The sequence below is a fragment of the Virgibacillus sp. CM-4 genome, from assembly GCF_000445495.1.
Classification (GTDB): Bacteria; Bacillota; Bacilli; order Bacillales; family Amphibacillaceae; genus Virgibacillus; species Virgibacillus salexigens.
This window is the reverse complement of the sequence record NZ_AUQA01000001.1, coordinates 21,529-41,804: the sequence shown is the minus strand read 5'-3', so window position 1 is coordinate 41,804 and position 20,276 is coordinate 21,529. Positions and strand designations below refer to the sequence as shown.

The 20,276-nt window shown below is 36.1% G+C and carries 21 protein-coding genes; 16 read left to right on the top strand and 5 right to left on the bottom strand.

The features are described 5' to 3' along the window. Positions 1-107 precede the first annotated feature (107 nt). The 4 genes from M948_RS22720 (at position 108) to M948_RS22705 (ending at position 3,875) form a co-directional block, all read left to right on the top strand. Positions 108-1,463 carry a hypothetical protein gene (locus M948_RS22720; RefSeq protein WP_021288619.1) on the top strand — a complete coding sequence of 452 codons (1,356 nt, stop codon included), beginning with the start codon at positions 108-110 and terminating at the stop codon, positions 1,461-1,463. Positions 1,464-1,490: 27 nt separating this feature from the next. Continuing rightward, positions 1,491-2,141: a class F sortase gene (locus M948_RS22715; protein WP_021288618.1), complete on the top strand. Its 651-nt coding sequence runs from the start codon at positions 1,491-1,493 to the stop codon at positions 2,139-2,141. 530 nt (positions 2,142-2,671) lie between these two features. Continuing rightward, positions 2,672-3,481, top strand: coding sequence for a DUF368 domain-containing protein (locus M948_RS22710; RefSeq protein ID WP_021288617.1), 810 nt, complete (start codon positions 2,672-2,674; stop codon positions 3,479-3,481). Between the two features lie 73 nt (positions 3,482-3,554). Continuing rightward, on the top strand, positions 3,555-3,875 hold the full coding sequence (locus M948_RS22705; RefSeq protein ID WP_021288616.1) for a thioredoxin family protein: 321 nt from the start codon (positions 3,555-3,557) through the stop codon (positions 3,873-3,875). 92 nt (positions 3,876-3,967) lie between these two features. On the opposite strand, the gene M948_RS22700 is transcribed toward M948_RS22705, so the two are convergent. Both M948_RS22700 and M948_RS42460 read right to left on the bottom strand, forming a co-directional pair. Next, positions 3,968-5,260 carry a S8 family peptidase gene (locus tag M948_RS22700; RefSeq protein WP_021288615.1) on the bottom strand — a complete coding sequence of 431 codons (1,293 nt, stop codon included), beginning with the start codon at positions 5,258-5,260 and terminating at the stop codon, positions 3,968-3,970. Between the two features lie 405 nt (positions 5,261-5,665). Continuing rightward, entirely contained in the window at positions 5,666-6,295 is a 630-nt protein-coding gene (locus tag M948_RS42460; protein ID WP_021288614.1) for a VOC family protein, read from the bottom strand. 93 nt (positions 6,296-6,388) lie between these two features. On the opposite strand from M948_RS42460, the gene M948_RS22695 reads away from it, so the two are divergent. From M948_RS22695 to M948_RS22675, 5 genes are all read left to right on the top strand, one after another. After that, a complete protein-coding gene (locus M948_RS22695; RefSeq protein ID WP_021288613.1) occupies positions 6,389-6,949 on the top strand; it encodes a GNAT family N-acetyltransferase in 561 nt (186 codons plus the stop codon). 118 nt (positions 6,950-7,067) lie between these two features. Further along, a complete protein-coding gene (locus M948_RS22690; protein WP_021288612.1) occupies positions 7,068-7,763 on the top strand; it encodes a response regulator transcription factor in 696 nt (231 codons plus the stop codon). After that, the gene (locus M948_RS22685; protein WP_021288611.1) at positions 7,760-9,112 is read left to right on the top strand and encodes a HAMP domain-containing sensor histidine kinase; all 1,353 of its coding nucleotides are present in this window, start codon (positions 7,760-7,762) and stop codon (positions 9,110-9,112) included. The genes M948_RS22690 and M948_RS22685 overlap by 4 nt, the downstream gene beginning before the upstream one ends. A gap of 72 nt (positions 9,113-9,184) precedes the next feature. After that, on the top strand, positions 9,185-9,787 hold the full coding sequence (locus tag M948_RS22680) for a PepSY domain-containing protein (RefSeq protein WP_021288610.1): 603 nt from the start codon (positions 9,185-9,187) through the stop codon (positions 9,785-9,787). 199 nt (positions 9,788-9,986) lie between these two features. Beyond that, positions 9,987-10,541: a PepSY domain-containing protein gene (locus M948_RS22675; RefSeq protein ID WP_021288609.1), complete on the top strand. Its 555-nt coding sequence runs from the start codon at positions 9,987-9,989 to the stop codon at positions 10,539-10,541. A gap of 65 nt (positions 10,542-10,606) precedes the next feature. On the opposite strand, the gene M948_RS22670 is transcribed toward M948_RS22675, so the two are convergent. Next, entirely contained in the window at positions 10,607-12,175 is a 1,569-nt protein-coding gene (locus tag M948_RS22670) for a bifunctional metallophosphatase/5'-nucleotidase (RefSeq protein ID WP_021288608.1), read from the bottom strand. Positions 12,176-12,408: 233 nt separating this feature from the next. Here M948_RS22670 and M948_RS22665 point away from each other — a divergent pair, with 233 nt between their 5' ends. From M948_RS22665 to M948_RS22645, 6 genes are all read left to right on the top strand, one after another. Further along, entirely contained in the window at positions 12,409-13,305 is an 897-nt protein-coding gene (locus tag M948_RS22665) for a YegS/Rv2252/BmrU family lipid kinase (protein ID WP_021288607.1), read from the top strand. A gap of 118 nt (positions 13,306-13,423) precedes the next feature. After that, a complete protein-coding gene (locus M948_RS22660) occupies positions 13,424-13,882 on the top strand; it encodes a MarR family winged helix-turn-helix transcriptional regulator (RefSeq protein WP_021288606.1) in 459 nt (152 codons plus the stop codon). A gap of 236 nt (positions 13,883-14,118) precedes the next feature. Then, positions 14,119-14,754 carry an SDR family oxidoreductase gene (locus tag M948_RS22655; protein ID WP_021288605.1) on the top strand — a complete coding sequence of 212 codons (636 nt, stop codon included), beginning with the start codon at positions 14,119-14,121 and terminating at the stop codon, positions 14,752-14,754. 181 nt (positions 14,755-14,935) lie between these two features. Next, positions 14,936-15,229, top strand: coding sequence for a glutaredoxin domain-containing protein (locus tag M948_RS22650; protein ID WP_021288604.1), 294 nt, complete (start codon positions 14,936-14,938; stop codon positions 15,227-15,229). A gap of 75 nt (positions 15,230-15,304) precedes the next feature. Beyond that, positions 15,305-15,715, top strand: a complete 411-nt coding sequence (locus M948_RS42455; RefSeq protein WP_021288603.1) for a YppG family protein — start codon at positions 15,305-15,307, stop codon at positions 15,713-15,715. Positions 15,716-15,862: 147 nt separating this feature from the next. Next, the gene (locus M948_RS22645) at positions 15,863-16,570 is read left to right on the top strand and encodes an alpha/beta hydrolase (RefSeq protein WP_031334861.1); all 708 of its coding nucleotides are present in this window, start codon (positions 15,863-15,865) and stop codon (positions 16,568-16,570) included. A gap of 45 nt (positions 16,571-16,615) precedes the next feature. On the opposite strand, the gene M948_RS22640 is transcribed toward M948_RS22645, so the two are convergent. After that, positions 16,616-17,470 carry a DegV family protein gene (locus tag M948_RS22640; RefSeq protein WP_021288601.1) on the bottom strand — a complete coding sequence of 285 codons (855 nt, stop codon included), beginning with the start codon at positions 17,468-17,470 and terminating at the stop codon, positions 16,616-16,618. A 22-nt stretch (positions 17,471-17,492) separates the two neighbouring features. Next, positions 17,493-18,407: a DMT family transporter gene (locus M948_RS22635; RefSeq protein ID WP_021288600.1), complete on the bottom strand. Its 915-nt coding sequence runs from the start codon at positions 18,405-18,407 to the stop codon at positions 17,493-17,495. A 343-nt stretch (positions 18,408-18,750) separates the two neighbouring features. Here M948_RS22635 and M948_RS22630 point away from each other — a divergent pair, with 343 nt between their 5' ends. Continuing rightward, positions 18,751-20,226, top strand: a complete 1,476-nt coding sequence (locus M948_RS22630) for a DEAD/DEAH box helicase (protein WP_021288599.1) — start codon at positions 18,751-18,753, stop codon at positions 20,224-20,226. Positions 20,227-20,276: the final 50 nt, after the last annotated feature.

The following is a 20,276-nucleotide window of genomic DNA, read 5'->3' as shown; positions in this document are numbered from 1 at the left end:
TGTTCCGCCTTTTTTAGCTATGGATAATAAATTTTTTGATAAAAATGTGATCTAAATTTATTTCTATTTCGTTCGCTTTACAGATTAATAAAAAAGGAGAGAGTGAAATGAATTGGAAAAAGACATTGGTTATTGCACCTTTAAGTGCAACATTACTATTTTCAAGTAGTGTAGGTGTGGTAAGTGCAGAGGAAACGACAGATAAGCCAACCGTAGAAACAGCAGCAGTAGATTTACGTGCTGACTTAGGACATTTATTAAGTGAACACGCATTTCTAGCGATTGAAGCAATGCGGAATGGTGCAGCGCAATCAGAGGACTTTGACGCGTCTGTTTCCGCTTTAGAATCGAACACAGAAGATCTAACGGCTGCAATTGCATCGGTTTACGGAGATGATGCAGGTGAATCATTTCAAACGATGTGGAGTGACCATATTGGCTACTTTGTTGACTATGTAAAAGCCACTGGCGAACAAGATGAAGAGGCAAAACAGGCAGCTTTGGATGAGCTTTCCCAATATAAAGAAGATTTTTCGAAGTTCTTGGAAGAAGCAACCGGAGAGAGATTAGAAGCTGGTTCATTAGCGGAAGGTCTTCAAATGCATGTTAACCAACTAATTGGAGCATTTGATAGTTATGTACAAAAAAATTATCAAACTGCTTATGAACATGAAAGGGAAGCTATTGGGCATATGCATATGGTAGCAAAAGGTCTATCATCTGCAATTACAGATCAATTTCCAGAAGACTTTAATAATACGAAAGCAGTAACACCTGCAGGAGATTTACGAGCTGATTTAGGACATCTATTATCTGAACATACTGGTCTAGCAGTAGTAGCAATGCAGAATGGAGCAGATGGGGCTCCGGATTTTGAAGCAGCGGCAAATGTATTAAATGCAAATACACAAGATCTATCGAAGGCTATTACATCTGTATATGGCGAAGAAGCAGGAAAAGCATTTGAGGAGATGTGGTCTGAACATATTGGCTACTTCGTTGATTACGTAAATGCAACAGCTGAAGAAGATGAAGAGGCAAAACAAGAAGCACTAGATAACTTGGCTATGTATAAAGAAGAATTTTCTAGCTTTATGGCCGAGGCTACAGAGGGTAATGTTCCAGCCGACGCTTTAGCCGAAGGTCTACAAATGCATGCAGATCAACTGATTGCAGCATTTGATGCATATGCAGAAGGTAACTATAATGAAGCGTTCACGAAAGCACGCGAAGCATATGGTCATATGTATGGAGCAGCCGCACAATTATCATCCGGTATTGTTATGCAACACCCTGATAAATTTGCTCAAGAAATGCCATCTGAAATGCCAAATACCGGTCTCGGAGCACCAGAAGATCAATCTTCAACTATGGCATGGGCATGGATCGTTGGAGCAAGTGTGCTTGGTGCAGCTATACTATTTGTTATTAGAAAAATGAAATTAAATAATGAACGGAAATAGTAGATTTCAAGAAACAGGAGGGATTGGATGATCAAATATATAGCTTTCGTTGGAATAGCTATTTGTTTAGTAGCGTGTTCTCCATCTCAGAATGAAACAGCTGACACTTCGGTTTCCTCCAATCCTTCCAATAGTAATTCAGGTATGAAACAGGAACAGTTGGAATACAATTCGGAAACTGCGAATGTAGAAAATAAGACCTCGGATTCAATAATTAAAGATAAAGAATACCATCTTACGCCAAAAAAAATTACCATTGACGCTATTGATGTCAAATCTGAAATCGAAAGTGTTGGTTTACTGGATAATGGTGAAATGGCTGTTCCAGAGGATTTCACGAAAACAGGATGGTTTGACCTTGGTACGAAACCAGGAAATCGTGGAAGTGCGGTAATCGCTGGTCATGTTGATGATAAAACGGGTCCGGGGGTATTTTTTGATTTAAAAGATTTGAAGATTGGTGATGAAGTGAATATAACTGGAGAAGATGGACGAACGTTAACTTTCGAAGTAGTAGATAGACAGGTATTTCCTAAAGATGATGCACCAATTGAAGATATCTTTGGTTATACATCAAGACGAATGTTGAATCTAATTACTTGTATTGGAACATTTGACCATTCCATTGGCGGGAGAACAGAAAGACTTGTGGTATTTACAGAGTTAAAAGAAGAATAATTACTTAAGAAGCGTTAGAGTAAAAAAGAATCATCCGAACAATTCCTTAGAAATATTCATTTATTTATATTTGGAGAATTGTTCGGATTTTTTAATTGTTAATTTTTACAATTGAATTGCTAGGGAAGGAATGGATATCTTTCCTCTTAATCTTAGCAGCATGTGAAATAGGGATGAATCGAGCGGGAATAGCACAGTTCCGAAGGTCCACACAGATAAGCGACTTTTCTTTTAATCGAGTTAGCTAAAGCCGTGCCCGCGGGAGTTCCCTTATTGCATTGTACGGTTAATGAATAAATGTGTATTCGAAGTTAGATATCAGCACTTCTTGTGGCCAACACAAATAATTGGAAGTTAAATAATTTTTACATCCAGAGCATATTTTTTTTCTATAAAATAAATCATTAATTTGATATGATAATGCTAGTGACTTAATCAACATTTGGTTAGGTTTTTATTTTGTTTAATCCTATGTATAAGCAGGAAGAAGATAGAAACAAATCTTAACCATCAATAAGGGAGATTAGAAAATGGAATGGAAAAATATTTATCGTGGTATATTTATGGGAGCAAGTGATGTCATTCCAGGAGTAAGTGGCGGAACGATTGCTGTACTATTAGGAATATATGATCAATTAATTGCTGCAATTAATGGGTTCTTGAGTAAAGAATGGAAAAAACAACTAGGGTTTTTAATACCACTGGGAATTGGTGTTGTAATTGCGATATTTACATTAAGCCATGTAATTGAATGGCTATTTGAACATCACCCTGGACCAACCATGTTTTTTTTCTTAGGATTAATTATTGGAGTCCTTCCGTATCTTTTACATAAGGCCGAAGCTAAGAGCAAATTTAAAGCAAACCATATTGTATTGTTAATTATTGGTGCGATTCTGGTTGGTTCTATGGTTTTCTTACAGGCTGGCGAAGGGCCAGTGATTACGGAAATGAATATGTCAACCTATATTTTACTTTTCTTTTCCGGTTTTATAGCAAGTAGTGCTATGATTTTACCTGGAATAAGTGGGTCATTTATGTTGCTTGTCCTTGGCGTCTATCCTACTGTTATTGGAGCAGTAAGTAATATGCATGTCGATATTATTGCAGTTACTGGTATTGGGATTGTAATAGGAATTGTCGTTATGAGTAAAGTAATTAACTACTTTCTTACTCATTACAGAACAGGGACTTTTGCTATTATCATTGGGATGGTAATCGGTTCAATCGTTGTCGTATTTCCAGGATGGCCAGCAACAGGTTCACTTGTTTTAATCAGTGTTGCGACGTTTGCAGCTGGATTATTTGTCGCATATATTCTAGGTAGAGTAGAATATTAAGATAGAGCAAACCATAAGACAAACATATAAAAAATCGGTACAATAAACATTAGAAAAAGAGGGGGTAGTCAAAATGGAAGCAATTAAAACAGAAGAAGCTTTTTATGAAATTATTCAAAACGATGAACCAGTTATCGTTAAATTCTTTGCGGATTGGTGTCCGGATTGTAAACGGATGGACATGTTTATTGGCGATATCTTGGAAGAATTTAATAACTATAAATGGTATGAAATAAATAGTGATGAAGTCAAAGGTATTGCTGAAAAATACGAAGTAATGGGAATCCCTAGCCTATTAATTTTCCAAAATGGGGAAAAGAAAGCACATCAACATAGTGCATATACAAAAACACCAGAATCGGTTACAGAATTTCTTCATCAGCAATTAGGATAATTATAAACAGGCTGTCATTTATGACAGCCTGTTTATTAATGGTGTGAGTTTTTTTAATCGAACACCCTAAGTAAATGGGTGTGCTTGCGCTCTTATCTGGCAGCTTTTTGATATACTGTATATTTCTTAGCCATTTCCACGGCTCCATTTGCTTCAATATATCCCCAAATATCATTGAGCATTGGCTCAGAAGAAGATTTAAGGATGCTTTTGATATCGTTCGGACTTAAATTGGGATTTGCCTCCAGCATTTGAGCAATTACTCCTGCGCAAATCGGGGTTGCCATGGAAGTTCCTGATAACTGTAAATAGTTCTCATCGATGACTTGCTCAGGAAGTTCTTGTTCTAAGGCAGAACCAGGTGCCAATAAAGATATGATGTCTGTGCCAGGTGCGTATATATCAGGTTTCACAAAGGAATCTACAGTGGGACCTCTGCTTGAATACTCTGCAATTTGATCATCTGATCGTGCTTCAGTATTTTGGTCCATGGTTGATCCGACCGTAATAATAAATGGGTTGATGGCCGGTGTACTAATGGTTGTTTGTTCTGGGCCACTATTTCCTGCGGCAGCACATACAACAATTCCCTCATGCCATGCTTCCTCTACAGCAACTGATAAAGGATCGTCTCGGAATGATTCAAAGGCTTGAGCTCCAAGAGATAGTGAGATAACCCGAATGTTATACTCATCTTTATTACTTATGCACCACTCAATCCCTTCAATAATTGTAGATAATCTCCCACTTCCATTCTTATCAAGTACTTTTACACCAATGATGGATGCTTCTGGAGCGGGTCCAACATATAATCCATCGGACTGTTGACCGTTACCTGCTGCATCTCCAGCACAATGCGTGCCATGTCCATTATCATCATATGGCTCTTCTTGATTATTTATAAAATCTTTAAATGCTATAATACGATTATTTGGCTTTGTTAAGTCACTATGAGGGTGGATACCTGTATCAATAACAGCGATGGTGACGTCTTTTCCTGTTAACCCAGCGCTTTCCTGTAGTTCAACAGAACCAATTTGTTTACTGGCAACGTCTAATAATGCAGTAACTGTACGATCGTAGAAAATACGGTCAACAGCTTCATGATCTTTAATTTGTTTAATCATTTGTGGAGTTAAATTACCTCGAGCAGTTCTTCTTCCAATATCTTTGTCTAGCTTACTGTTGTTATCTGCTTGGCAAGCTGTTAACAAGTCTTTCTTCTTTGTGTCATCTGAGTCTTTTGAATAATAAACAATTACTGGCAGTCTTTCGTTACTTGTCTCATAAGGATCTTCTTTCCGTTTTAACCGAAGTTGTTCTACTAATCCTGGATCTAGTCTGCGGCCGGCCTCTTCAAACCAAACTCTTTTTCTGTTACTCATTTTCTTCCTCCTTGTGATTTTAAATTTAAAATCTACGAAATAGAATACCAGTAACGAGAACAACCCCCTATATTTGTATCCCTGTTAAGAGAGAGTGGGTCGTATAGAGAAAATAAGTAGTCGTTTGTTTGATTTGATAGGGGTGAGTCCTTATAAATAGAATAGCACTGGATGATTATGGTAACAATATGTCAAAATTACCAATTTATACTATTCGTATATTACATTGTATTCAGTTGATAGGAAGTGGTATGTGTAATAATCATGTCTTTGTGCAAGTGATGGCAACTGTGCAACATTGTTAAAAACATGGAATAGTTATATCTATGAAAACTATCCGATTCTCCATACCGTACGCATCTATTATATAGAACCGTTTACCTAGATTTGCAGTTTTGAAGTCAGTTATTCACTTATGCTAAACATAAGCTTTTTTTCTTCTTCAAACTGTAAATTCGTGTTAGCCAGCTGGAAATGATTAGCTTGGATTCGATGTTGGTACAAGGCTTTAAATTCATTGACAGGTAAGGTAGTAGCAATATTCGTTATGTTTTGCTTATTAATTAATTGTTTATCATCTGGAACATTCATTGAATTTCCCCATTGAATTAAAAAAGGGAAGTACTTTTTCGGTTGTGGGAAAAGCATTTGCCATGTTAAGTCCATTCCATTTGGCTTTTTTCGATGACCATCAATGGGACCGATATATGGAGTCATCGCTGTGTCATAATGTTTGATAAAAGATGTCATGTTTTCTGTTCTTAAGGCGAATTGAATTGGTCCTTCTTCAGAATTATCTAGAGCTAAAATGAGTTGTTGAATTAATGGATTTTCCGATTGATTGGCTAATCGCTGGTTGAATATTCCTAACCATTCAATATAGCAGTTATTTGCGAAGTACGCTAAATGATTATAGGTACCCCACTTCTCATGTTTTCCACCTTCTATCGTTTTGATATGATTCTTAGATGCAAAAGCAAGAGCAGCTGTTTTCGGTTCCTTGGCAGCAACAATGATATGGTCCAATGCCAACATATTACTTATCCCTCCTGGTTAAAAAATAGCTTCCTATTCTCTTGTACCTTAAGTATAATGGAAAAAAATTATTCGTGAAGGGATGTAAAGGAAATGCAACCAATTTTAAAGGATTTTCCACATGAGTTCGAAACAAAAAGATTGTTTATCCGCTTGCCGCTTCCTGGGGATGGCAGTGAAATTTATGATGCATTGCAAGCAAGTCGAGCTGAGTTAAAACCATGGTTACCCTTTGCGCAAAATGACCAAACAAAAGATGAAACAGAGGCAAATGTTCGTCAAGCACATCTGCATTTCTTAAGTAGAGAAGATTTGCGTTTTCATATTTATGATCGCAACAGAAGAAAATTCATCGGTTGTACTGGGCTGCATCGAATTGATTGGGATGTTCCCAAATTTGAAATTGGTTATTGGATTGATACAAGGTATCAGGGGCAAGGTTTGATGAAAGAAGCAGTTCAAGGATTGATTGAATTTGCGTATTCTGAATTTCATGCACATCGCATTGAGATTCGTTGTGATGAAAAGAATGTAAGAAGCAGGTCTATTCCAGAACGGCTGGACTTTGCTTTGGAAGGTATTTTGCGTAATAATTCGAAAGCGGTTGATGGGGAAGGGTTACGCAGCACATGTATTTATGCAAAATTAGGATAAGAACAGACTTTTTACCATATATTTGTTATCTTTAAGAAGAAAGAAATGGTAATTAGTTGAATGGGTATACAAGCAATGAAAGTTATCAATAATCTAGATTAAAAAAGCAGGTGGAATCATGGGGCAACCAAACATTTTAATTGTAGAGGACGAGCAAAAGTTAAGCAGAGTTCTGCAATTGGAACTGGAGTATGAAAATTACGAAACGACAATTGCTACAAGCGGAAAAGAAGCGTTAAAGCAAATGGAAAATAACCAATGGGATTTAGTGCTTTTAGATATTATGCTTCCCGAATTAAGTGGTTTAGAAGTGCTGCGAAGAGTAAGAAAAACGGATGAAACGACACCAATTATTCTGCTTACTGCCAGAGACCAAGTCCATGATAAAGTTAGTGGTTTGGATTTAGGGGCAAATGATTATATTACGAAACCCTTTCAAATAGAAGAATTATTAGCACGAATTCGTGTTCATTTACGTAATCCGATTAAGAAAAAAGAAGAGAATGGAGATTTACTTGCAGTTGGTGAATTACAAGTCAATCAAAATAGTAGAGAAGTAAAGCGTGCAGAAAAACAAGTTGAATTAACGCCTCGAGAATTTGACTTACTTGTATGTTTGTTACGAAATAAAAACATCGTTTTAAATAGAGAACAATTAATTGAACAAGTATGGGGATTTGATTACTTTGGGGATACGAATGTCGTAGATGTCTATATTCGCTACTTGAGACAAAAAGTAGACAAAGGCTATGATCAACCCTATATCCAAACCATTCGAGGAGTTGGCTATACAATAAAGGATATTGAAGCATGAAGCTTAGAACAAAAATCCAACTATTTACAGGTTTGTTTATGCTCGTTGTAACGTTATTAATAAATACATCTATTTACTTTTTGTTTTATAAAATCTCCACGGATAGTGAATTAGAGGAATTAGCAGATCAAACGGAGCGCTTGGTAGAGACGATTCAACAGCAACCGGATGTTGCTTCAAAAGAATTATTTACTTCATTTTCTCCGCAACAAGGAATGATTCAAGTCATTAACCAGTCAGATATAGCGTTTCTTGCCGCAAACCCCGCAAATTACGAACCACCAACGGCGTTTTCGGCTAACGAGGAAAATACAATTATAGAACAAAACAATGCACCGGATGTAGCATTAGTATCCAAGCCAATTATTTGGGAGACAGGCGATCAGGCTGGTGAGGTTGTTACCATCCAATTTTCAAATCAGCTGACTACATTAGATAGTACAATGACAACTTTGTTTTATGTATTATTAGCTGCATCAGGGTTGATAATTATTCCAATCATTATCGCTGGTAATGTGCTAAGCAGATTCTTATTAAATCCAATAAAAACATTAATTCAAACGATGCGTGAAAATATGCGCGAAGCCAATTGGAAGAAGATCAATGTCGACAATCGTTCCCGAGATGAGCTCTATGAGATGGAGAAGACCTTTAATGAAATGATTGATCAGTTGAAAGATAATTTTGAGAAACAGGAAATATTTGTATCGGATGCCTCTCATGAATTAAAAACACCTATTTCTATAGTGAAAAGTTATGCTCAGCTATTAGAGAGACGAGGAACGGATAATCCATCTCTTGTAAAAGAGTCCATTGAGACCATCGATTCAGAAGCAGATCGAATGAGTAAATTGGTGGAACAAATGCTGCGTTTAGCTAAAAATAAAGAAGCATCTGTAACGGAAACGATAGATATGTCTGCATTAGCAAAGGAGACAGTATGTACATTTGATGGTGCTTATTCTAGAGAAATCCAATTTGATCAAAGAAGACAGCAATTGATGGTAAATGGCAGTCGTGATCAATTGGAGCAAGTAATGTATATCTTAGTAGATAACGCGCTTAAATACAGTAATGAACAGGTAGAAGTCAGCATTGATCAGAGCAATGATAAGGCTGTTTTTTCTGTACGTGATTATGGCAAGGGGATTCCTGAGCAAGAGCAAGCGCGTATATTTGAACGATTTTACCGTGTAGACAAGGCGAGAAGCAGGGATACAGGTGGAACCGGTTTAGGCCTTGCTATCGCGAAGGCAATCGTTAAAGAACATCAGGGAGAATTAACGGTTTTTAGTAAAACGGATGCAGGTTCGACATTTACGATAAGCCTACCAATTGTTGATTCTTAGCAAATTTTAATGTGAATCACCACTGCTTCTCATGCGCTTTATTTATCCTTGTAATATAAGGAGGGAAGACCTTTGAGTAAAAAAATAGGTATCATTGTAGCAAGCATAGTAGGAGTCATTCTTTTTGGTTTTGGGATGATCTATTTTAGCGTTACATCATCAGGGACGGAGCTCTCCAAATCAGAAGCAGAGGATATTATTACTAGTCAATACCCTGGGAAAATTAATGGTGAAGTAGAAAAAGATGCAACGCATGGATATTATCATGCTGTCATTGAACATAATGGGAAAGCTTATGACGTGAAAATCGATGGAAATACCGGTGAGGTATTAAATTTAAAAAAACTACAAGTACCTGTTGATGATCATTCTACGGAAAACCAGGAGGATAAAAACGCAACGGATTCGAAAAAGAAAAAAAACGAAGAAAATCAAAACAATCATGAAAAATCCAATGAAAACGAAGTAGTAATAGATATAGAAAAGGCAAAAGAACTTGCTTTAGAACAATTTGATGGAACAGTCGAAGACATAGAAAAAGATGAAGATGATGGCATTTATGTTTATGAGGTTAAGGTTGTAAATGGTGAAGACGAGGCAGAAATTACAATTGATGCATCAACTGGAGAAATTATTTATAAAGATATTGATGTTGAGAGAGAAGATGAAGATTAATCTGTATGGTTCCTGTTACAAAAACAGGGACCTTTTTATGGATGGAAGCTGACCTTGCCATAGAGCGGATATTCTAGTTAAACCTGCCTTTAAGAGGGTATTTCCTTTTTATTTTCTCATTAAATTCTAATCTTGTTCACACGATCCTCTTATTCCGAATGGTTATGATAAGACTAACAACAAATTAGGAGGAATAAATATGAAAAAAACATTCGGTATTATTATTGGAGCATTGGCAGGGACAGCAGTTATTGGATCAGGGGTTTACTATTCAGATGCAGATGTAAAAAGTCCAAAGTTAAATAGTGACGAGATTCGACAAATGGTCGAGGATCAGTATGATGGAACAATTACTGAGTTAGAGCTTGATAAGGATCGCAATCAAGCTGTATATGAGGTAGAGGTTATCGAAAAAAGCAAGGAGCATGACCTTAAGTTAGATGCTGATACAGGAGAAGTATTACGTGAAAAATCAAAAGACATCAATAAAGATGACGATGATATCGAAGATGATGTTAAACTTGATATGAATAATGAAGATTTGATTGGTGTAGAAAAAGCAAAAGAGATCGCCAAAAATAACTTTGATGGGAAAGTAGTAAGCATTGAGTTGGATGATGATGATAATCGCTTGATATATGAATTGGAATTAAAAAATGGTAAGAAAGAAGCCGATTTTGATATTGATGCCAAAAACGGTGAGATTTTAGAAATGGATGTAGAAGCAGACGACGATGACGACGATGACGAATAAACATAAAAAATATCCAGTTGATGATGCATCAGCTGGATGTTTTTTATACAGTCACGATAAATCATTTATTTGGCGATAACCTTATAATTATTTGTTACCGTAGCTTCTATAGTGGTATATGTATCAAAGTATTCTCTGATTAGTTCAACGGTGTCTTTTTGAATTTCTTTTATAACGCTTTTCCCTTTAAACATTGCATAATTTCCACCGCCTGAGGCACGGTAGTTATTCATAACAACGGAATATGTAGCCGTATTTTTAATTGGTTGTTTTTGATAAGATAATTTTTCTATTCTATTGCCAACTGGATTGGCGACATTAATGGTATATTCAATTCCTTCCCACATATCATAATTATAGTGTTGCGGCTTTGGATCTTCATATGCAGGATTAACAATGATTCTCCCGTCTACGGCTAATTTAAAATAGGTTGCGGTTTGTTCTAAAGCTTCCTTTATGTCTTTCCCGGATAGCTCTAAAACAACCAATGTATTAGGGTACATATAATTACTAACTACATTACGCATTGTAACTGTTGAAGAGAACCCTGTTGCGTGGTTATTTAAGAGAGCAGTTACAGAAATATTAGCTCCGCTAGCTCTCATTTGTACTTTCTGGATAAATTCTATAAATGGGTGCTTGTTTATTCGCGCCTCAAATGGATTACGTATGGTCATATCACCAATAATATTACCAATCGGTTGGTCTAGCCATTTCTGTGTGGATGCTTCTAAATAGGAAGCATCTTCAACAATTTTTTTATCTGTATCCATAGTTTCTAAACGACCAATGGATGCTTGTTTATTTATAATGTTCCAATGATTGGTTTCATCTTGTTCAAGGGTCACTTGTATTTCACCATAGGTTACCGCGTTATGACCAGGTTGAATAAATAGTGTGCCATGTCTATCTCCAATGATTTTTCTATGTTGATGGCCAGTGAGTAATATATCAATTCCTTCCAAGTCGCACATTTCATATGCTTGATTTTCTCCAGTTAACGTCTCTGTAGGTTCACCAGTTTGTAAATCTTTTTCAAATCCGCCATGATAAGCAGCAATTAAAACATCTGGCTGTTCAACCATTTGAATATGAGAGACCCATTTTTGAAGGGTTGAAGATGCATCTTCAAAATTAATCCCTTGAAGATGATCCGGGGATTCCCAATTTGGAATATAATGTGTTGTAACTCCAATAATTGCAATCTTTAAACCATTCTCAAATATTTTTGTTAGATAGGGCGGCCCAAATTTTGGTTGATTGGATTCCTTATCAATAATATTTGCCGCTAACCATGGATAATGGGATTGATCTATGGCGGCATGTAATACATTCATCCCATAATTAAACTCATGGTTACCTATCACGCCGGCATCTATTCCAATCGTATTCATCGCTTGTATCATTGGATTTAATTTGTTCATATGTTCTTTTACATAATGTGTCATTAATGGCGTGCCTTGAATCAGATCACCATTATCAACTACGATCATGTAATCTGATTCTTTTCTTTTTTGTTTAACTACTGTGGCATATTTCGCTAAACCACTATCCGTTTTTTCATTGGTAGCATAATTAATTGGCATGATATGTCCATGAATATCACTTGTATATAAAATAGTAAGATTTATCAACTTAAAAAGCATCCTTTCGAAGCTAAAATGGTACTTGAGGATTTAGTTTATAACGTTTTACATCATTCCATGCCTTTATTAAATACTATTTAAAACAAAAAAGCTATATTAAATTAATATGATAGGAAGACGCCCAATGATTAGATGTAATGCATGGATCTTACATGGATAGGTTTCTTTTCACATATATAAGGAAATAAATAAGTAATAGCGGAGGAGTGGAGGTTTTAGCAATGGGTTATAATAAAGCATTATATATATATAATGGAAACGCTGGAAAAGAAGCAATGGAAGAAAAATTAGCACAAACGTTACCCATTTTATCCCAAGCAATCAAACAATTAATTATTATTCAGACGGAATCAATTGAAGATGCTAGAACAACATGTATCGACTATGCTTCGCACATAGATTTGCTGATTATCTTAGGTGGAGATGGAACGATACATAATTGTATTAATGCGATAGCTCCTTTAAATGAACGACCGGTAATTGCTATACTCCCTGGAGGAACTTCAAATGACATTACGAGGATGTTGCAAATCCCCCAAAACTTATACCAAGCAGCTAGTGCGATCATAGATGGCAAGGTTGTTCCTATAGATGTAGGCAAAGCAGATGACCGTTACTTCCTTAATTTTTGGGGAATTGGCTTAGTCGCAGAAACTTCCCAAAACATTGACAACGACCAAAAGAAAAATTTAGGCGTTCTTAGTTATTTTATGAGTACGTTAAAGACAGTAGGTCAAGCTAAAAGCTTTTCTTATGAACTAAAAACAAGTTCAGATAGATATCAAGGGGAAGCGGTGATGGTGATTGTGCTCAATGGAAAATACCTGGGGACGAGAGAAATCCCGATAACATCAATCAGCCCTTCTGACGGGAGGTTAGATGTCTTAATAGTTAAGAATTCAAGCTTAGCATCTTTTCGAGAACTATTGTCTATGAACAATCCAGAAACAGAAATAAACGATCTCCAAGAAATTAAGTACACACAAACAAATCGGTTACACATACACACAAACGAAACAAAGGATGTGGATACCGACGGTGAAATCATATCTGGTACCCCCTCGACTATTGAAATATTACCATCGCATCTGCGCATGATAAAAGCTACATCAAATTAAAGAAAAACACAATTCCATTTTTGGGGAATTGTGTTTTTAAATTCGCTCTAATTTACAAATTTAGGAAAGAAATTATGCTATAATACCTTTAATTATGGAATCGGAAAGAGGGGATGAAATGATAATAGATAATACATTAAAAGAGAAAAAAGAGGATGCCTCTCTAAAATTATTTGTCGTTCTTTCAAAGGCATACCGAACAATTATGGAACAAGTAGAAGCTGATATTCAATCGAGAGGACTCAATTTAACGGATTTTGCAGTGTTAGAATTACTCTATCATAAAGGAGCACAACCTTTAAAAAGCATTGGAGAAAAAATACTATTAACGAGTGGAAGTATTACGTATGTCATTAATAAGCTTGAAAATAAACGGTTATTAACAAGAATACCGAACGCTGAAGATCGACGTGTTACTTTTGCTGAAATTACTGAAAGCGGGGCTGACTTATTGCAAACCATTTTCCCAGGACATTGGGAGAGGATTGAGGAAATTACTGCTGGATTAAATGATGCAGAAAAAGAAATTGCGATTGATTTATTAAAAAAATTGGGTACTTCTATCCGATCTTTATAACATATTTTATTTCCATCTGTGACGAACATCACTGATGAAAATAGAAAAAAATGGTAATATATACAATGGGATATGGGGATGTCCCAGCTCTATTATGATATAACACGAGTCAAGGTTCCGTTTACTTGACTATAAAGAAGCAAAATGTCTTTTAAAAGATGTTTTGCTTCTTCTCTTTGCGGATATAGTATTTAGGTGTGCTAATTTTGAGTTTCAAAGGGGGGGAATAATCATTTATGCGAGTGCTCGTAATAGGAGCTAACGGTGGAGTAGGAAGGCATATTGTCACCAAACTAAGAGCAGAAGGACACGAGCCAATTGCAATGGTTCGTAAAGAGAGTCAGTTGTCAGATTTTGAAAAAAACGGATGGAAGGCTGTTCTTGCAGATTTAGAATCTGACTTTGAATCGGTATTTAATCAGATAGATGCAGTTATTTTCGCTGCAGGTTCGGGTTCTAATACAGGTGCAGATAAAACAATTATAATTGACCAAGAAGGTGCGATTGCAGCAATGCATCTGGCTCAAAAGCATTCTATTAAACGGTTTTTACTGCTTAGTTCAATGGGAGCAGATCAACCAAAAGAAGCTCCTGATTCGATCAAGCATTATTTGTATGCAAAGCATCGAGCAGATGAGTATCTAAAACAGTCACGTCTTGCTTATACAATTATACGTGCGGGTTATTTAACGAATGAAGAAGAAAAAGGTACAGTAACTTTACAAGATGAAGAAAATGAAATAGAAATTGACTCGGTAACGCGAAGTGATGTTGCAGCTGTAATGTCAGCTTTACTAACAGATGAGAGAGCTCAATATAAGGTTTTACAATTAACGAATGGAAAAACACCAATTAGCAACCTTTTTCAGTAAGTGGGCTATATAAATCTGCAGCTAGGATATCTTCCTAGATCGTAGGTTTATTTTTATGACAAATAATGCAAATAATGTAATCAAGATGTAATCATTTTATTATATTTCTGTTTGTTTTTCCTTTATGACGGGTACTATAGCATTAAGCAGCTGATAAAGATGAAAAAGGAGGCTCTTAGTTATGGCAGATCCAGAGGTGGTCGTTTTTGTTAGCAACGATAATGCTGAATGTGAAAAGTTACTAGAACATTTGCGTGATTGGAATGTCACTTATGTGACTAAAAATGTTAATACAGATAGTGGTCACATGAAGGAGTTGCAAGAAAACGGAATCTACGGTACTCCAGCGATGTTTATCAATGGAGAAAAAGAACCAATTTTGGGCTTTCAGAAAAACAAAATAAAATATAGACTTGGTTTAGCTAATACCGATGTCTCACATTATAGTTCATTGTTTGAAGGGTATGAAAAATGATGCATTCATCTAAATGTCACACACCTTAATGAACAACATAAACTAGTAAAAAAGATAAAGAAGGTGTGTGTTCAAATGTTTCATCGGCCTTATTTTGATCACGCTTATTTTCATGATGATGGCCAACGTAATTATCCTTATCCTCAACAATATAACTACAATTTGAATACGGATCCAGGGAATCAAAATTACCACGGGAGTAATCCATACAATTTTCAAGCCGTGCAGCAGACCCCCTATGATTATTTTGCTAAGCCACAACAACCAATGAGCTGGCCAGGTACAAAATCGCAACTAAATCAACAAACGGATTATCAAGACATGAATGTTCCAGAATTTGCTACACAAGATCAAGCTCCCCCTGGACCAGGTCAACAATTAGATTTAGATAAAATGTTATCAACCGTAGGGCAGTTAGCTAATACGTATCACCAAGTGTCGCCAATTGTGAAGCAATTCGGTTCACTAATAAAGACGTTTCGATAGAGGAAATCAAGCTGATGGTAAAAAAGGAACACATCAGCTTTTTTGTTGGAAAAATAGTTTGTTATTTTATCCATTAAGTAACTATAATAATTTTTTCCTTTATCGGGTAAACGAAGATATAGGATATGAAAGAGGAGAATAAATATGATGACAGCATGTTTAATTATTCATGGTTATACTGGCGGCCCTTATGAAGTGGAACCACTAGCCAATTATTTACATGAACATACCAATTGGCATATTAATGTTCCTACGCTGCCTGGACATGGAAGAAGGCTTAACTTAAAAAATGTTTCTTATAAGAAATGGATTAAAGCAGCAGAAACTACATTGCTGCAATTAAGAGAGAAGTACGAGACAGTATATCTTATTGGATTTTCAATGGGAGGAATGATTGCTGCTTATCTTGCAGCAAAATACAAAGTAGAGAAGCTCGTTCTTTTGGCAACTTCAGGAAAGTACTTGTCTTTTAAACAAATTAGCTTAGACGTTGGCGGGGTAATTGCTGATGCAATAAAAGGTGATTTAGGAAGGAATAAGTTATACATCCATTATAAAAAGAAATTAGGAGCCGTACCGTTAAAAGCAAATATTGAATTTCTAAAATTGGTAAAATTCACAAGGAGATATTTAAAAAAAATTAAATCGCCTGTATTAATTGCTCAAGGGCAACAGGACGGAATGGTACCATATAAAACCGCTTATTACTTAAATAAAGAAATTACTTCAGAACGCAAGGAAGTAGTGTTTTTTGAACGTTCCAGACATTTAATTTGTTTAGGGGATGATAAAGACACCCTTAATCAAATGGTCTATTCATTTCTTACCAAACAAGAGGTAGTGATGAACACATAAAAAGAGTCTGTAACCCATGTGTTAACAGACTCTTACATACATAATTCAGTCTCGAAAGAAGGAAATGACGAGGGCACCTTCACCACCGTAGGTAGAAATTAGTGGACCAGTATCCATGAGATAGGCGTCTTTGAAATTGTACTTTCTACGAATTTCGGCTAGTACGTTATTTGCCCGCTCCTCGGCATTACAGTGTGCTAATGATATAACCTTATCTTCCACATTTTTAGTATATTCTCCGATCTGTTCAATAAATCGGCGAATGGATTTTTTATCACCACGTACTTTTTCACTAACTTCAATGGTACCTTCCTCACTAGCTCTCATTAATAACTTAATGTTTAATGTTTTGGCTATGGTACCTTTCACTTTGTCTAAACGACCACCTAGAATAAGATTTTCAAGCGTTTTAAGCACAAATAGTGTGGTGGTGTGCTCAACCATTTGGTGCATATGCTCTACTAATTCTGAAAATGCAAAGCCGTCATTTATTTTTGAGATTGCTTCATGAAGTAATAACGCAATTCCTGAAGAAGCGGTTTTTGTATTAATTACCTCTATATTGCGTTCTGGTTCTTCTTCTAACAACATTCTCTGTCCCAACACCGCATTCTCATACGTACTACTTAATCCTTTAGTAAGACTTAGCATAAGAATTGGTGTTTGTTTATCAATTTGTTTAAATGCTTCATAAAAATCATTAGGGCTTGGTGCTGCTGATCTAGGCAATTCGTTTAATTCTGAAACTTTTTTATGGAATGCAGGGAGATCTAAATCAATTCCACTTTGGTATTGGCCATCACTAAAATGCAAATAGAGTGGTACTTGAATAATTTGTGTTTTATTAAGCAGCGACAATGGAATATCTGCCCCACCATCTGTCATTAATTGAATGTACATGTATTCACCCATTTCGTAAAAATTAATCTTGCTGTTCTTTTTTTGCGATTGTCATTTTCGTTTTTCGATTGGTACTTAAAATAAATAAAAACAAACCAAAGAGTACGATTGTCCCACCTAATAATTGAAAGGCAGTTATATTCTCGCCTAATATAATATAGGCGAGGATAGAGGCTCCTATTGGTTCAAAAACAATCCCCATAGAAATGGTTGCCGTACTTAACCATTTTAACGCCCAGTTAAATAAGGTATGCCCAAGAAAAGTCGGAATAATAGCAAGTGCTAAGAAAATCCACCAATGATCGGCTGGATAATTAAAGAAAGCGTTGCTAAGCAATAAGTTATAGACAATAAGCGTGATGGAGCTGACGCCATATACAACAAATGTATAGGTCATTAACGAAAGATTTCGTCTAACTTGTTGACCTAATAAGAAATAAGCAGTAACGGTTATTGCCCCAAGTAATGCTAGTATATCGCCAAAGAGAGCTACTCCACTTATCTTAAAATCGCCCCAACTTATGATAATGCTTCCAATTAATGCAATTAGCATGCTAATTACGGCTCCAGATGAGAAGCGTTCCTTGAAAAAGAAATAGGTGCCTAGAAATGCAAAAATAGGCTGAAGCGTTACAAGTACAACTGAACTTGCTACGGAAGTATAGTTTAAAGATTCAAACCATAATATAAAATGGAAGGCTAAAAAAATTCCGGCCAAAATGGACAATATCCAATCTTTTTGATTAATTAATTTTAACTCATGTCGATATTTAGTTAATACGAAAGGAGCCATTAATAATACGGCAAATAATAAACGATAATTTGCGATAATAGCTGCAGGTGCTTGGTCTGCCAGCTTTACAAATACTGCAGAGGTCGAAACAGAGGCAACTCCAATAACTACAGCAATGTATGGGTTAAACGGAGGAAGACGCATCCTAAACCCTCCTAATTTATACTTGTATATCCCATACATTTTATCATGGTATAGTAAAAAAATCATTTTCTAATTAGTATCCTTATGAAAAATATGTTATCATATTGATTGCATGAACTTACGATTGAGGCCTCTTACCATTATGGTGAAGCCTTTTTGTACTTTAGAAGTATAAAAATACATTCTGATTTTAGAATATAAATAAAGTCATACGATTTTTGTGTAAAATTCCCTTAAAGATAAGCTTTTACTATACTGTGAACGCGGGAACGATATCAAGAACTAAAGTATAGAAGCAACCAAGGCCTCTTTTACAATCACAAAAAAAGGAGTAGAGGAATAGGTGACAACATTCAAAGAATTAGGCATCTCAACTTCCATTATGAAAGCATTAGAAAAAATGGGGTTCGAAGAAGCTACACCGATACAAGCAGAAACAATTCCACTTGCTTTAGAAGGCAATGATTTAATTGGACAAGCTCAAACTGGAACAGGGAAAACCGCTGCTTTTGGTATTCCAATGATAGAAAAATTAGATGCAAAAGCAAGAAAAATTCAAGGATTAGTAGTAGCGCCGACAAGAGAATTAGCTATTCAAGTAGCAGAAGAATTAAATAGGCTAGGAAAGCTTAAAGGAGTACGCGCTTTTGCAGTTTATGGTGGTCAACCCATGGATCGTCAAATTCGATCTTTAAAGGATGGTCCACAAATCGTTGTTGCTACACCAGGAAGACTATTAGACCATATGCGCAGGAAAACAATTCGTACAAACTATATTCAGACTGCTGTATTAGATGAAGCAGATGAAATGTTGAATATGGGATTCATTGATGATATTCGTGATATTTTAAAAGGAATTCCAGAAGAAAGGCAAACATTATTGTTTTCAGCAACAATGCCTAAAGAAATTAGAGAAATCGCAACAAATTTGATGAAAAGTCCAAAAGAAATTAAGATTAAAGCGAAGGAAATGACGGTTGAAAATATTGATCAGTATTTCATTGAAATACCGGAAAAATATAAATTTGATACGTTAAATAATCACTTGGACATTTATTCCCCAGATTTAGCGATCGTTTTTAGTCGTACGAAGAAACGTGTCGATGAGATTACGGAAGGTTTGCAAGCAAGAGGTTATCGAGCTGAAGGAATCCATGGCGATTTAACCCAAGGTAAGCGTATGTCCGTCCTTAAGAAATTCAAACATGGTCGTGTTGATGTATTAGTTGCGACAGATGTGGCTGCTAGAGGATTGGACATTTCTGGTGTTACGCATGTGTATAACTTTGATATTCCACAAGATCCAGAAAGTTATGTTCATCGAATCGGTCGTACGGGACGTGCTGGTCGAACTGGCGCAGCCATTTCATTCATTACTCCAAGAGAAATGGCACACTTGCAATTAATTGAAAAAGTAACGAAAAGTAAAATGAAACGTATGGTACCTCCAACGAATCATGATGCCCAAAAGGGACAGCAACAAGTATCATTAAATAAAATTAAAGGTACGATTGAGAAGAAAGATTTGAATGATTACCACCAAACGGCCAATCAACTATTAGAAGAACACGATTCTGTTTCAGTCGTAGCTGCAGCATTGAAGTTACTAACCAAGGAGCGCAAAGACACTCCTGTTAAGATATCTTCTGTAGCACCAGTAAGTGTTAAAAAAGCACAACGTTCGAAGGATAGTCGACGTTCAAATAATAAACGTGTTTACGGGAAACGCGGTCAAAGTGGTCGTAGTGGTCAAGGCGGCCGCAACCAGGGTGGCCGTAATCGGAAAGGTAATTTTCAAAAGCGGAGAAATAGAGATTAGTTAATATAAAAAAAGCTTCTTGAATAGCAAGAAGCTTTTTTTATATGGTT